The organism is Pandoraea aquatica (assembly GCF_902459565.1).
GTDB classification, from domain to species: domain Bacteria; phylum Pseudomonadota; class Gammaproteobacteria; order Burkholderiales; family Burkholderiaceae; genus Pandoraea; species Pandoraea aquatica.
The window spans coordinates 43,675-57,861 of sequence record NZ_CABPSN010000014.1; the positions used below are offsets into that span (position 1 = coordinate 43,675).

13 protein-coding genes are annotated in these 14,187 nt (G+C 63.4%); 4 read left to right on the plus strand and 9 right to left on the minus strand.

Translation table 11 applies throughout. The features are described 5' to 3' along the window. Positions 1-211 precede the first annotated feature (211 nt). From trpE to rpe, 3 genes are all read right to left on the minus strand, one after another. Entirely contained in the window at positions 212-1,717 is a 1,506-nt protein-coding gene (gene trpE / locus PAQ31011_RS26150; RefSeq protein WP_150578543.1) for an anthranilate synthase component I, read from the minus strand. A 417-nt stretch (positions 1,718-2,134) separates the two neighbouring features. Continuing rightward, complete coding sequence (locus tag PAQ31011_RS26155) at positions 2,135-2,851, minus strand: phosphoglycolate phosphatase (protein WP_150578544.1); 717 nt, start codon at positions 2,849-2,851, stop codon at positions 2,135-2,137. Next, positions 2,848-3,528 (minus strand): ribulose-phosphate 3-epimerase, encoded by a 681-nt coding sequence (gene rpe, locus PAQ31011_RS26160; RefSeq protein WP_010808649.1) that lies wholly within the window; start codon positions 3,526-3,528, stop codon positions 2,848-2,850. The genes PAQ31011_RS26155 and rpe overlap by 4 nt, the downstream gene beginning before the upstream one ends. A gap of 321 nt (positions 3,529-3,849) precedes the next feature. Here rpe and apaG point away from each other — a divergent pair, with 321 nt between their 5' ends. Further along, positions 3,850-4,224 carry a Co2+/Mg2+ efflux protein ApaG gene (gene apaG, locus PAQ31011_RS26165; protein ID WP_039393382.1) on the plus strand — a complete coding sequence of 125 codons (375 nt, stop codon included), beginning with the start codon at positions 3,850-3,852 and terminating at the stop codon, positions 4,222-4,224. A gap of 45 nt (positions 4,225-4,269) precedes the next feature. Here apaG and PAQ31011_RS26170 read toward each other — a convergent pair whose 3' ends face one another. Beyond that, the gene (locus PAQ31011_RS26170) at positions 4,270-4,512 is read right to left on the minus strand and encodes a hypothetical protein (RefSeq protein WP_150578545.1); all 243 of its coding nucleotides are present in this window, start codon (positions 4,510-4,512) and stop codon (positions 4,270-4,272) included. On the opposite strand from PAQ31011_RS26170, the gene mltA reads away from it, so the two are divergent. Beyond that, the gene (mltA, locus tag PAQ31011_RS26175; protein WP_150578546.1) at positions 4,511-5,653 is read left to right on the plus strand and encodes a murein transglycosylase A; all 1,143 of its coding nucleotides are present in this window, start codon (positions 4,511-4,513) and stop codon (positions 5,651-5,653) included. The two genes, PAQ31011_RS26170 and mltA, sit on opposite strands and share 2 nt — an antisense overlap. Positions 5,654-5,752: 99 nt before the next feature. Here the strand turns inward: mltA and paaK are convergent, their stop codons facing one another. The 5 genes from paaK to paaN all read right to left on the minus strand — a co-directional run bounded on the left by paaK (position 5,753) and on the right by paaN (position 11,672). After that, entirely contained in the window at positions 5,753-7,048 is a 1,296-nt protein-coding gene (paaK, locus tag PAQ31011_RS26180) for a phenylacetate--CoA ligase PaaK (protein WP_046289894.1), read from the minus strand. Positions 7,049-7,147: 99 nt separating this feature from the next. After that, positions 7,148-7,603 carry a hydroxyphenylacetyl-CoA thioesterase PaaI gene (paaI, locus tag PAQ31011_RS26185; RefSeq protein WP_425495143.1) on the minus strand — a complete coding sequence of 152 codons (456 nt, stop codon included), beginning with the start codon at positions 7,601-7,603 and terminating at the stop codon, positions 7,148-7,150. A gap of 170 nt (positions 7,604-7,773) precedes the next feature. Continuing rightward, positions 7,774-8,556 (minus strand): 2-(1,2-epoxy-1,2-dihydrophenyl)acetyl-CoA isomerase PaaG, encoded by a 783-nt coding sequence (gene paaG, locus PAQ31011_RS26190; RefSeq protein ID WP_150578547.1) that lies wholly within the window; start codon positions 8,554-8,556, stop codon positions 7,774-7,776. A 43-nt stretch (positions 8,557-8,599) separates the two neighbouring features. Next, positions 8,600-9,802 carry a 3-oxoadipyl-CoA thiolase gene (gene pcaF, locus PAQ31011_RS26195; RefSeq protein ID WP_150578548.1) on the minus strand — a complete coding sequence of 401 codons (1,203 nt, stop codon included), beginning with the start codon at positions 9,800-9,802 and terminating at the stop codon, positions 8,600-8,602. A gap of 175 nt (positions 9,803-9,977) precedes the next feature. After that, complete coding sequence (paaN, locus tag PAQ31011_RS26200) at positions 9,978-11,672, minus strand: phenylacetic acid degradation protein PaaN (RefSeq protein WP_150578549.1); 1,695 nt, start codon at positions 11,670-11,672, stop codon at positions 9,978-9,980. 601 nt (positions 11,673-12,273) lie between these two features. On the opposite strand from paaN, the gene PAQ31011_RS26205 reads away from it, so the two are divergent. Further along, a complete protein-coding gene (locus PAQ31011_RS26205; RefSeq protein WP_039393368.1) occupies positions 12,274-13,050 on the plus strand; it encodes an enoyl-CoA hydratase in 777 nt (258 codons plus the stop codon). 83 nt (positions 13,051-13,133) lie between these two features. Further along, the gene (locus tag PAQ31011_RS26210) at positions 13,134-13,934 is read left to right on the plus strand and encodes a basic amino acid ABC transporter substrate-binding protein (protein WP_150578550.1); all 801 of its coding nucleotides are present in this window, start codon (positions 13,134-13,136) and stop codon (positions 13,932-13,934) included. The last annotated feature ends 253 nt before the right edge of the window (positions 13,935-14,187 follow it).

The window sequence follows — 14,187 nt, forward strand, 5'->3', positions numbered from 1 at the left end:
AACTATATCGTGGGTGACGTCAATCGGCGTATACCAAAGAGGTCGAAAAAAGCGAACGGTTGTGCTAAATCAAGAAAGGCCTCGAATCGACTAGAGCGTCAATTCGAGGCCTTTCCGGGTGAAGCGTCACCGACATGCAATGTAGGGAAGCGTGTTGCGTTTCAAACGGCAATTCGCTTCATATTGGTGCGGCGGTGTGAGGATGTAGGGATCAGTACTCGGCGTCGAGTCCGTCCTGCACCTGCTCGGCCGCGCGCAGCACGGCGCGCGCCTTGTTCTCCGTCTCTTGCCATTCCGATTCGGGCACCGAGTCCGCCACGATGCCAGCGGCGGCCTGCACGTACAGATTGCCGTCCTTCACCACGCCGGTGCGAATCGCGATGGCGACGTCCATTTCACCGCCAAACGACAGGTAGCCCACCGCGCCGCCGTAGAGGCCGCGCTTGACCGGTTCGAGTTCGTCGATCAGTTCCATCGCGCGAACCTTCGGTGCGCCGGTGAGCGTGCCGGCCGGGAAGGTGGCGCGCAGTACGTCGATGTTCGACAGGCCCGGTTGCAGACGGCCTTCCACCGAACTCACGATGTGCTGCACGTGCGAGTACTTCTCGATGACCATCTTGTCGGTGACTTCGACGGTGCCCGTTTGTGCGATGCGGCCCACGTCGTTGCGTGCCAGATCGATCAGCATTACGTGCTCGGCAATTTCCTTCGGATCGCAAAGCAATTCCTTCGCAAGCTCTGCATCGCGCTCAGGCGTCGCGCCGCGCGGACGCGTGCCTGCGAGCGGACGAATCGTCACGATTTCGTGTTCGCCGTCGGGCGTCTGACGACGTTCCTGACGCACCAGAATCTCCGGCGATGCGCCCACGACCTGGAAGTCGCCGAAGTTATAGAAGTACATGTACGGCGACGGGTTGAGCGAGCGCAGCGCGCGGTAGAGCGACAGCGGGGCGTCGCGGTACGGCTTGATGAGGCGCTGACCGACCTGCACCTGCATCAGTTCACCGGCGGCGATGGCTTCCTTCGCTTTCGCGACGGCGGCCAGATAGTCGGGCTTGGCGAATTCGCGGAAGGTCTCGGTACGCACGCTGCCGGACGTGACGGGCGCGTCGACCGGCGCTTTCAGGCGTGCGCGCAGTTCGCGCAGACGCAGACGCGCTTTCGAATAGGCTTCCGGCTGCGTGGGGTCGGCGTAGATGATGAGGTAGAGCTTGCCGGTCAGGTTGTCGATCACGGCGAGTTCTTCGGTGAGCAGCAACTGAATGTCCGGCAGATTCAGGTCGTCGCGCGGCGCGGTGTGCGCGAGCTTCTTCTCGATGTAGCGCACGGCGTCGTAGCCGAAGTAGCCGGCGAGGCCGCCGCAGAAACGCGGCATGCCCGGGCGCAGTGCCACTTTGAAGCGCGCCTGAAACTGGGTGATGAATTCGAGCGGGTCGCCTTCATGCGTTTCGACGACGGTGCCGTCGCGCACGACTTCGGTCTTCGGGCCGAAGCTGCGCAGCAGGGTGTGGGCGGACAGGCCGATGAAGGAGTAGCGGCCGAAGCGCTCCCCCCCGACGACGGACTCCAGCAGGAAGGTGTTCGCACCGCGACGATCGCCCAGCGCCAGCTTGAGATAAAGCGACAGTGGCGTGTCGAGATCGGCAAAGGCTTCTGCGATCAGCGGGATGCGGTTGAAGCCCTGATTGGCCAGCGATTTGAATTCGAGTTCGGTCATGTTGCACTCTGCCTGCAAGTTTGCCGGCGGGCGGTCCCGCAAAATCGGCGTGGATTGGCGTTGAGAATACCTGAGTCGTGTCGGGGTGGGATGTGCTGACCCACGTCGGGGCACATCGGTTCGCAGCAACCCCTGCGCGTCGGCGGGGACCGCGACGGCTCGGAGAAAGCTGAGGAAACGATGCGTCTCGACGAATCCGCACGCCGTACAGGACGGCGCGCCGATTGATGACTTCTTGGGAACAACAACGATGCAAGAAACGGGTTGTCGAAGACGAGCTTCGACGGTCCCGGCCACCCCTTTGGGAAGGGTTCAGCAGGACCAGCGTCGCCAGGGCCAGGCCCCCCGGTCGATCACGCTAAGACTCCGTTTCTTGTTCAGGAACATTGCTTGAATGCAGTGTGGAAGATGACGAATTCAGTTCGCCAGTGTGGACGTTGCCTTGGGCAGGATCGCCCGGGCAGCGCCCAGAATTGAGGCGACTATACCATCCGTGTCGATCGTTTGTATAGATTCGCCATGGTTGTAGCCGTACGGCACCGTGAGCGAGCGGCAGCCTGCGGCACGCGCGGCCAGCGCGTCGTTGCCCGAGTCGCCGACGAGCACCGTTTGAGCGGGCGAAACGCCGAACGCTTCACACGCTTTGACCAGCGGCATCGGGTCCGGCTTACGCTTGGGCCACGAGTCGCCACCGTACACGAGGTCGAACTGATCGGTCAGACCATAGTGTGCGAGCAGATCGACCGCGAAACGATGCTGCTTGTTCGTGATGCAGGCCACCGGCAGACCGGCTTCGCGCAACGCGGCCAGCCCTTCGCGCACTTCCGGATAGAGCACGGTGTTCTCGCCGTTGATCGACGTGTAGACCGCTTCGTACTTGTCCTGCGCACGCTCGAACAGCGCGTCGATGTCGGACTCGGGGAAGCGCTCGGCAAGCGTCTTGCGAACGAGATTGGCCGTGCCCTTGCCCACGAACGTCATCAGACGCTCGACCGGCACCGGCTCGGCGCCGAGATCGGCGAGCATGGCGTTCAGTGCGACGCCGAAGTCGCCGGCCGTGTCGACGAGCGTGCCGTCGAGGTCGATCAGCACCGCGCGGATGCCGTCCAACTGGAGATGGGGATTCTGGATCATGCGACGCTCGCGAGTTGGGCGCGCATCTGGTCGATTACCGCCTTGTAGTCGGGTTTGCCGAAGATGGCCGAACCGGCGACGAACGTGTCCGCGCCTGCCGCCGCGATTTCGGCGATGTTGTCGACCTTCACGCCGCCGTCGATCTCAAGACGGATCTCGCGGCCGGTCTCGGCGGTGTACGCGTCGATACGGGCACGCACGGCGCGCAGCTTGTTGAGCGCTTCCGGAATGAACGACTGGCCGCCGAAACCGGGGTTGACCGACATGATGAGCACCATGTCCAGACGATCCATCACGTGATCGAGGTAATGCAGCGGGGTGCCCGGGTTGAAAACGAGGCCGGCCTTGCAGCCGTTGTCGCGAATCAGGCTCAGCGTGCGGTCCACGTGCTCCGAGGCTTCCGGGTGGAACGTGATCAGATTCGCGCCGGCCTTGGCGAAGTCGGGCACGATGCGGTCGACCGGGCGTACCATCAGGTGTACGTCGATGGGCACGTCCACGTGCGGGCGAATGGCTTCGCAGACCATCGGGCCGATCGTCAGGTTGGGAACGTAATGGTTGTCCATCACGTCGAAGTGAATCCAGTCGGCGCCCGCCGCCACGACGTTACGGACTTCTTCGCCCAGCCGGGCAAAGTCGGCGGACAGGATGCTGGGGGCGATACAGAATTGCGTCATGGCAGGGCAGGGGGAAGGCGTCAAAAGCGCTATTTTAAAGCTTTCACATGACGCCTGCCCGTTGTGTGCCGCAGGCCCCGGCCCGAAAGCCTTTCCGAGGGATACTGCGCAGGATTCGGCGCGGGGGCGTTGAGGGGGCATTTGGAAGACATTCGGCGGGCGTTTGCTGGTTGCGACCCGCGACGACTTGCCGCAGAATGCCTTGCAAAACGGGACAGCTCTTGTGTTTTGCGACTGTCACGCTGCTGGAACCCGCCGCCGTCCCATAAGCATCAGACCAGAACGACATCAGAGAGCACGCATGCGCTACAGGAACACCCGATGAGCCAGTACGAATTTACCGTCACCGTGCGTCCGCAGTACCTCCCGGAGCAATCGGAACCGGACCGTCGGCAGTTTGCCTTCGCCTACACGATCACCATCCGCAACAGCGGCGAGGTGCCGGCACAGCTGATTTCGCGTCACTGGGTGATTACCGACGGCGACAACAAGGTGCAGGAAGTGAACGGGTTGGGCGTGGTCGGACATCAGCCGTTCCTCCAGCCGGGCGAACAGTTCGAGTACACGAGCTGGGCGATGGTCGCCACGCCGGTGGGCACCATGCGCGGCGAGTACTTCTGCGTGGCGGAGGACGGTACGCGCTTCGAAGCGCCCATTGCGGAATTCGCGCTGACCATGCCGCGCACGCTGCACTGAGCCGGGCATGCGCGCACCGTTGGCGTGGTTCGACAGGCTGGCGCGTCAGCGACGGTCGTCGGACCAGTCTTCCTTCTTGAGCGGATCGCCGGACGCGTCGCGTGGATCGACAGGATCCACGCCGTCCACCGTATCGCTTGGCATCGGTCGGGTGGCGCGCATCTGGCGAACCCTGCGTCCGGGCGACGGCTTGCGTCGCAAGATCACGATAGCGGCGACGATCACGATCGCCAGCAACACCTCCGGCAACACCAGCAAGGCCGGATATTCATCGAACAGATTACTCATGACGCTCTTCCTGAATGTGTTCGGGCCGTGGCGCGCCGGCCGAGGCCTGGCGCTCGCCGCGTTTGCCGCATTGCTCTATGGTTGTTCGAGTGTGCCTCCGTCGACCCCGTCGCGTCCAGGCGTTCCGCCGTCGAATGTGGCGACGCCCCCGTCCGGCGCGGGTCGGATGCAGGCCGTGACATGGGCCGATGTCGACGGCTGGCAGGACGATTCCCTGATCGGCGCACGCCTTGCCCTCGCGCAAACCTGCGTGAAGCTGGGCCGTCAGGCGAAGTGGCAACCGGCCTGCCGGGCCTCCGAGCAGCTCGACGACCTCGACGCCGCCTCCGTCCGCCAATTCTTTGAGCAGTACTTTACGCCGTTTCGCATCGCGAACTCCGATGGGACACAGACGGGGCTGATCACCGGTTACTACGAGCCGCTGCTGCACGGCTCGCGCGTGCGCACCGGGGTCTACCAGACGCCGCTCTACAAATGGCCCGCCGGACGCAAGGCCGGATCGCTCCCCGCCCGCGCCGAGCTGATGCGCAGCGGCATGTTGCGCGGCTACGAACTGGTGTACGTCGACGACCCCATCGAAGCGTTCTTCCTGCAAGTGCAGGGCTCCGGCCAGGTCGTACTCGACGACGGTTCGATCATGCGCGTGGGCTACGGCGGCAACAACGATCAGCCGTACAAGTCGATTGGCCGCTGGCTGATCGATCGCGGCGAGATCACGGCGGCGCAGGCGACGATGCAGGGCATTCGCGCGTGGGCGCGGGCGAACCCGTCGCGCGTCGATGCGTTGCTCGACGTGAATCCTCGCTTCGTCTTCTTCCGTGAAATGCCGAACCACGGCGTGGGTGGCATCGAAGGCCCCATCGGCGCGCTGGGCGTACCGTTGACGGCAGAGCGTTCGATTGCCGTCGATCCGGCGTCGATCCCGTTGGGCAGCCCCGTGTTCCTGTCGACGACGCGTCCGCCGTTCGGGCCGCAAGCCAATTCGCCGATCAACCGGCTGATGTTCGCGCAGGACACCGGCAGCGCAATCAAGGGCGGTGTTCGCGCCGACTTCTTCTGGGGACTGGGCGACGACGCGGGCGATCTGGCCGGGCGCATGCGTCAAAGCGGCAAGATGTGGGTGTTTCTGCCGAACCAGTAAGCCTGATGGCTTTCGGCAAGTGCTGACGGCAAAGAAAAAGCCCGCGAATGTCGCGGGCTTTTTTCATGCTGACGAGAGGGGGGCGATGCCACCCGCGCTTCAGCGCGGGCGCTTGTCCACGACCCGGCGGGCCTTGCCGACAGAGCGCTCGATACCACCGACCGGCTTCACGCGCACGGCGCACGACACGCCGATGAGCGTCTTGATGTCGCGTTTGAGTTCGCCGCCGGCCGCTTGCAGGGCAGCCGCGTCGTCGCATCCGACAGCCGCTTCGACGTCCACCGCCATCGTGTCCATCGGACCTTCCTTGTCCAGAATGATCTGGTAGTGCGGGGAAAGCACCGGCTGACGCAGCAGCAATTCCTCGATCTGCGACGGGAAGACGTTCACGCCGCGAATGATCATCATGTCGTCCGAGCGGCCGGTGATCTTTTCCATGCGACGCATCGTGCGCGCCGTGCCCGGCAGCAAACGCGTGAGATCGCGCGTGCGGTAACGGATGATCGGCAGCGCTTCCTTGGTGAGCGAGGTGAACACCAGTTCGCCGAACTCGCCGTCGGGTAGCACTTCACCCGTCTCCGGATCGATGATTTCGGGATAGAAGTGATCTTCCCAGATGGTCGGACCGTCCTTCGTCTCGGCGCATTCGCACGCCACGCCCGGGCCCATCACTTCCGACAGACCGTAGATGTCGACGGCATCGATGCCCATGCGCTTCTCGATGGCCGTGCGCATGTCGTTCGTCCACGGCTCCGCGCCGAAGATACCGATACGCAGCGACGATTCCGCAGCCACGATGCCCTGACGCTCCAGTTCGTCGGCAATCGCGAGCATGTAGCTCGGCGTCACCATGATGATGTCCGGCTTGAAGTCCTGAATCAGTTGCACTTGCTTCTCGGTCTGTCCGCCGCCGAACGGAATCACCGTCAGGCCCGCACGTTCTGCGCCGTAATGCGCGCCGAGACCGCCCGTGAACAGGCCGTAGCCATAGCTGATGTGCACCTTGTCGCCGCGACGCGCACCCGAGGCGCGGATCGAACGTGCGACGAGATCGGCCCAGGTGCTGATGTCGTTGGCGGTGTAGCCCACGACCGTCGGCTTGCCCGTCGTGCCCGAAGACGCATGCACGCGCGAGACCTGCTCCATCGGCACCGCGAACATGCCGAAGGGATAGCTGTCGCGCAGATCCTGCTTCGTCGTGAACGGGAACTTGGCCAGGTCGGCCAGCGAGGTCAGTTCGTCCGGGTGGACGCCGGCCTCTTCGAACTTCCGGCGATACACCGGCGAATTCTCATAGGCATGCCGCAGCGTCGTCTTCAGCCGGTCGAGCTGAAGGGCGCGCAGTTCGTCGAGGCTCGCTTTCTCGATCGGCTCGAGCGGCAAGGCGGTGGTCATGACTGTCTCCTTGGGGTCTTGCTTCTTACGCTGATACGTTGATTACATCTCGCGCGCCCGAGCCCGGACACGCGTATTACCGAGTATTCCCGGACGTCGTCAGACGACGCTGCCCTTGATCTGTGCGGACTTGCCGCGGAACATCGCCACCACTTCGCCAGCGCTGTTCGTCAAACGAATGTCGTAAATGCCATGACGTCCCGAGAGCACCTGCTCCTGCGCTTCGGCGGTAAGCGTGTCGCCGCCCGAGACCGGCTTGAGGAACTCGATGCTGCAACCGGCCGCCACCGTCACGACGTTGTAGCTGTTGCAGGCGAATGCAAACGTCGAATCGGCCAGCGTGAACATCAGGCCGCCGTGGCAGATCGCATGACCGTTGAGGAATTCGTCGCGAATGCGCATCGTCATACGGGCATAGCCCGGACGCACTTCCTTCAACTCCATGCCCAGCCATTGGCTCGCTCGGTCGGTGCTGTACATCGCTTCGCCCGTCGCGTGGGCGAGTTCTTCCGGTGTCATGTCACTGACGGCTTTGGCGGCGGAGGTTTGGCTCATCGGGGGTTCCTCTTTTGTCTCGTCTAATCTTGTTATGTCGTGGTCTCTCGCGCGGCGCGTTTGGTTTTGGCGTTCGGTGTGCGTCGCTGCTTGTGCTGCTTTTCCTTGGTCCTGCGTGCCTTCAGCTTGTGTTGTGCTTCGGTGGTGCTTCGTTGGGGCTTCGTCGGTGATCAGCGGCCTTCGAACTTCGGCGCGCGCTTTTGCAGGAACGCGTTCACGCCTTCCGCATAGTCGTAGGACGCGCCCAGTGCGCGTTGTCCGTCGCGTTCCAGATCGAGTTGCTGATCGAGCGTGTTGGTCGCCGAGGCGTAAAGCGCTTCCTTGATGGTGGCGAGCGCCTTCGTCGGTTGCGTGGCCAGTTGCGTGGCGAGTTTTTGGGCTTCGGGCAGGAGCGCGTCGTCGTCGACACAGCGCCAGATCAGGCCCCACTGTTCGGCCTGCTCGGCCGAGAGCTTGTCGCCGAGCATCGCGAGTCCCATCGCGCGGGCCATGCCGATGCGCTGCGGCAGGAACCACGTGCCGCCGGTATCCGGGACGAGGCCGATCTTCACGAACGCTTGCACGAAGTTGACCGACGCGCTGGCCAGAACGATGTCGCACGCCAACGCCAGATTCGCACCCGCCCCTGCGGCGATGCCGTTCACCGCTGCAATCACCGGCATCGGCATAGCGCGCAGCTTACGCACGAGCGGGTTGAAGTTCTCGTCGATCAGCGCGCCGAGATCGGTCGATGCGCCCGGCGTGAAGTCCAGATCCGCCAGATCCTGCCCGGCGCAGAAACCCCGGCCGGCACCCGTCAGCACGATGGCGCGTGCGCCTTGTGCCTGCGCGGTGTCGAGGGCGTCGCGCAGTTCCGCATGCATCTGCCGCGTGAAGCTGTTGAGCTTCTCGGGACGGTTGAGCGTGATCGTGGCGACGTTGTCTTGCAGCGTCAGTTGAATCGTGGCGGTCATCGGGGGCTGTCTCCGGGGCGTCTCTATATAGAAGGGGCGTCGCTCAGACGCGCTCGATGGCGATGGCGATGCCCTGACCCACGCCGATGCACATCGTGCACAGCGCGAAGCGGCCGCCGGTGCGATGAAGCTGATACATCGCCGTCGTCACCAGACGCGCGCCCGATGCACCCAGCGGATGGCCCAGCGCGATGGCGCCGCCATTCGGGTTCACGCGGGCGTCGTCATCGGCGAGGCCGAGTTGACGCAGCACCGCCAGGCCCTGGCTGGCGAACGCTTCGTTCAGTTCGATGACGTCGAACTGGTCGAGCGTCATGTTCAGTTGCTTGAGCAGCTTGACCGTGGCCGGGGCCGGGCCGATACCCATGATGCGCGGTGCAACACCAGCGGTCGCCATGCCGAGTACGCGGGCACGTGGCGTGAGGCCATGCAGCTTGGCGGCGCTCTCGCTGGCCAGCAGCAGGGCGCACGAGCCGTCGTTCACGCCCGATGCGTTGCCGGCGGTGACGGTGCCGTCAGCGCGAACCACACCCTTGAGCTTGCCCAGCGCTTCCATGCTCGTCGCGCGCGGGTGTTCGTCATGTTCCACGACGATGGCGTCGCCCTTCTTCTGGGCGATCGACACCGGCGTGATTTCCTGTGCGAGCGTGCCGTCGGCTTGCGCACGCGCGGCCTTCTCCTGGCTGCGCAGCGCGAAGCGGTCCTGATCTTCGCGATTGATCTTGAAGTCGTCAGCCACGTTCTCGGCCGTCTCCGGCATCGAGTCGACGCCGTACTGCGCCTTCATCAGCGGGTTGATGAAGCGCCAGCCGATGGTCGTGTCGAAAATGGCGGCCTGACGCGAGAACGCGCTGTCGGCCTTGCCCATCACGAACGGTGCGCGGGTCATCGATTCGACGCCACCGGCGATCATCAGACCCGCTTCGCCCGCCTTGATCGCGCGTGCGGCAGTACCGATGGCGTCCATGCCCGAGCCGCACAGGCGGTTGAGCGTGGCACCCGGCACGTCGATGGGCAACTCGGCCAGCAGCGACGCCATGCGGGCGACGTTGCGGTTGTCTTCACCTGCCTGATTGGCGCAGCCGTAAATGACGTCGTCGATCAGCGTCCAGTCGACGTTCGGGTTGCGCGCCATCAGCGCCTTGAGGGGGATTGCACCGAGGTTGTCGGCGCGAACGTCCTTCAACGCACCGCCGTAACGGCCGATGGGAGTGCGGGTCGCGTCGCAGATGAAGGCTTCGGTCATGGTGTCTCGTTCCTGTCTTGGCTGGGGGCGGGAAGTTCGGTCGCAGGCGTCGGTGCGCCTAAGCGCGGAGGCCGCGTGCGACGGCGAGTGACTATGGTAGTGACTTACCGTCGCAATTGCGTGAGGGGTTTCCCGTCCTCTCTCTATATATAGATGTGACTCAGATGGCCGCGCGTCAGGCAGCGCCTGCGTCGGACTTGGCCGGCACGTGGTGGCGGCTTTGCACGACACGGAAACGGTTGGCGACGAAAGCGGCGTCGGCCAGGCTGGCGTTTGCTGCCGGGTTGCCGCCCGTGCCGTGGTAGTCCGAGTACGCCGCCGATTGGTTGACGAACACGCCACCGGTCAGATTGAGCGACAGGGCGACGCGGCCTTCGATGGCGGCGTCGAGCGCCAGTGCTTCGCCTTCCGGCGTCGTCGTGTAGGCAGACAGCGTGAGGGCGCCGTGTTGCGCAGCGGTGCGTCCGGCCAGTGCGAAAGCCTGTTCGCTGCTGTCGACCGCAATCACGAACGTGACTGGGCCGAACCATTCGCGGGTGTAAGTGGCTTCGTCGGCGACATCGAGCGCGACGATCAGCGGAGTGCGCACGCGTGCGCCAGCAAAGGCCGGGTGTTCGAGCGTTTGGCTGTCGAGCACCACGCGGCCAACCTTGCGGGCTGCGTCGATGCGGGCGAGCACGCCTTCGTTCTGGATTGCGCCGAGCAGTTCGACGGCCTTGGCCGGATCGCTGCACGTCTTCGCGACGCTGCCGGCAATGGCGGCCACAACTTCGTCGAACGAGACCTTGCCGTCCGGCGTCTGAATGCCGTCGCGCGGGATGTAGATGTTCTGCGGCGCGGTGCACATCTGACCCGAGTAAAGCGCGAGCGAGAAACCGATGTTGCGGGCCATGCCCTTGAGGTCGTCCGTCGAGTCGATCACGATCTGGTTCACGCCGGCCTTCTCGGTGTAGACCTGTGCCTGACGTGCGTTGATCTCCAGCCAGTCGCCGTTAGCGGTGCTGCCGGTGAAATCGATCACGCGCACTTCGTCGCGCTTCGCGAGTTGCTGGACGATCGCGCCGTCGTTCGGGTTGGTCGCGGCGAGCGTGACGACATCCGGATCGAAACCGGCTTCCTTGAGCACTTCACGCGCGATCTTCACGGTGATGGCGAGCGGCAGGATCGCGCCCGGATGCGGCTTGACGACGACAGCGTTGCCGGTCGCGAGGCTGGCGAACAGGCCGGGATAGCCGTTCCACGTCGGGAACGTGCAGCAGCCGAGCACCAGCGCCACGCCGCGCGGCACGACGGTGTAGCGCTTTTCCATCGCCAGGGGCGGGTTCTTGCCCTGCGGCTTTTCCCAGTAAGCGTCAGCCGGAATGCGGCGCAGTTCGTCCCATGCGTAGGCCACGGCTTCGAGACCGCGATCCTGCGCGTGCGGGCCGCCGGCCTGGAACGCCATCATGAACGCTTGCCCCGTCGTGTGCATCACGGCGTTGGCCATTTCGAAGCTACGTGCGTTCAGGCGCTTGAGGATTTCGAGCGAGACACCGACCCAGGCGTCCGGCGTTGCGGCGCGCCACGACTTGTGGGCGTCCTTCACGCGGGCGAGCAGGGCGTCGATTTCGAATCCGGGGTAAGTCGTGCCGAGCGCAAAGCCGAACGGCGAGGCTTCCTGGCCGACGCTGCCTGTGCTGCCTTGTTGTTCCAGCGGGAAGGCGGCGTTCAAATACTGTTTGAAAGCGGCTTCGCCATCGGCGGCGGCCGTCTCGCCATAAGCACGCGGGCTCGGCATTTCCGTGAACGGGCTCCAGTAACCACGCGTGGCGATGGCCTGAAGGGCGCGCTCGAGAGTCTCTTGGTGTTTGGCGAAGAGGGGATGAGTCATGGTTGTGGATCTGTCCGTGTCGGGATGCGGCTGGCGGATTCGCTGTCTTGCGAGCAAGTTCGTGGCTCGCGCGGCAAGACGCAGGTTCGGCACCGGGTCGTCTGACTAATACTTGTCGTCGGTTCGACGTCAACATTAATTAACCGACCGGTTGGTTTGTTAATATAGCATCAAATCTTCCGGGCGTGGCACACGATGATGCCGGGTTTTCCCCGACGGATCCGGGCAGGCGAGCTGTGTCGCGTAAGCGGACGAGGCGAACGCTGGGCGGGTGGCCGGTTCGGCGGATTCACGGTCGGGCGCAGGCGGCTTCTGAGTCCAATTTCTCGGATTTTGTCCCGACTTTGAATGGCTTGCGGTCCCCGATCTGCGTTGCGGAACGAATGGTGCGTGCCCAGGGGATCGATGGCATCATGCCTAACCACTGCAGTCGACGCCCCGCGAGCCGCATACCCTGGCCCGCCGAGAGCGCCGCAGCGCCGTTGCGAACCGATGGCGCGCCCATCGCCTTATTTGTTTCTGGCGGTTGTCCGAGCGTCATGTGAGGGCAAGCGCTGACCCCCGAATCACAAGACGAGACTTTGACTGGAGGAATAAGAGGATGACGTACGAGAACATTCTGGTGGAGACGCGCGGCCGCGTCGGTCTGATCACGCTGAATCGTCCGAAAGCGCTCAACGCGCTGAACGATGCGCTGATGGACGAGCTGGGCGCTGCGCTCACCGCTTTCGATGCCGACGAAGCCATCGGTTGCATGGTGATCACCGGGAGCGAGAAGGCGTTCGCCGCTGGCGCCGACATCGGCATGATGTCCAAGTACACGTTCGCCGATGTCTTCAAGGGCGACTACATCACGCGCAACTGGGAGACGGTGCGACGCATTCGCAAGCCGGTCATCGCCGCGGTGTCGGGATTCGCGCTGGGCGGCGGCTGCGAACTGGCCATGATGTGTGACTTCATCATCGCTGCGGACAACGCAAAGTTCGGTCAACCCGAGATCAAGCTTGGGGTGATTCCGGGCGCGGGCGGTACGCAACGTCTCACGCGTGCCGTGTCGAAAGCCAAAGCCATGGACATGTGCCTGACCGCGCGCTTCATGGACGCCACCGAAGCTGAGCGCGCCGGCCTCGTGTCGCGCATCGTGCCGCTCGATAAGCTGCTTGAAGAGGCCATCGGCGCGGCCAATACCATCTGTGAATACTCGCTGCCGGTTGTCATGGCGGCGAAGGAAGCCGTCAACCGCGCTTTCGAATCGACCCTCGACGAGGGTGTGCAATTCGAGCGTCGCATGTTCCATTCGCTCTTCGCACTGGAAGACCAGAAGGAAGGCATGGCGGCGTTCGTCGAGAAGCGCAAGCCGGTTTTCAAGCATCGCTGATCTGTTGTGAAAAGCCGGGACGGCCGCCGTTGGGGAGGTCGTCCTATGATAGTCTGCCGGTTTTTTCAGCAAGGGACGAAACGATGTCGATGAAACGACGTGCATTTGCGCTGGCCTTGGTGGTGGCCTCGGGGCTGCTGTTGAGTGCCTGCGGGAAGAAGGAAGAATCGGCTGCGGGCCGGTCGGTCGGGCCGGATGGCTCGCAACCTGTGTACGTCGTCGGATCGGACGCGGCTTATGCGCCGTTCGAATTCGAAACCGATACCCGGCAGATCGCCGGTTTCGATATCGATGTGATGAAGGCTGTCGCCGATAAGGCGGGCATCTCCATCCGCTTCATCAATACGCCGTTCGAAGGTATCTTCAATTCGCTTGTGCAGGGCGACCGCGACATCCTGATCTCCGCGATCACGATTACGGACGAACGCAGCAAGCAGATGGATTTCTCGAAGCCTTACTTTGAGGCGTCGCAGTTGATCGCCGTGCCCGCGAACTCGACCGTGCAGAAGTTCGACGATCTGAAGTCCATGAAGGTGGGCGTGCAGACCGCGACGACGGGCGACGAAGTCGTGCAGAAGCTGATGGGCAAGAACAATCCGTCGGTCAAACGTTTCGAGGGCACGCCGCTGGCGATGAAGGAACTCGAAGCGGGTGGTGTTGATGCGGTGGTCGCAGATAACGGTGTCGTGGTGAATTTCATTGCGAATAATCCGAATGCCAAGCTTCGTACGGTTGCTGACAGCAGCTTCCCGAAGGAGTACTACGGCATTGCGGTGCGCAAGGGTGACGCCGAACTTCTGGCCAAGATCAACAAGGGTGTCGACGCGATCAAGGCGGACGGTACGTATGACGCTATCTACGCGCGGTACTTTGGCAAGAAGTAGTCCTGAAGTCGCGTGGCATACAGCGCCGAGAGGCGCTGTATGAAATGAAAAAGCCCCGTCGTGACGGGGCTTTTTCATGGGTTTTCAAATTATTTTCATAAAGTGCTTGCCAGGGTTCCGGGTTTTCACTAATATTCCGTCTCTCGCAACGACAGCGACGCAGCGAAGCGGTTGAGGCGACGGGCTGGAAAGCCCGGTGGTTAGTGGTTTTGGAGCTTGTGAGTCGCTACGGCGACGAACGAAGAAAGCGAAA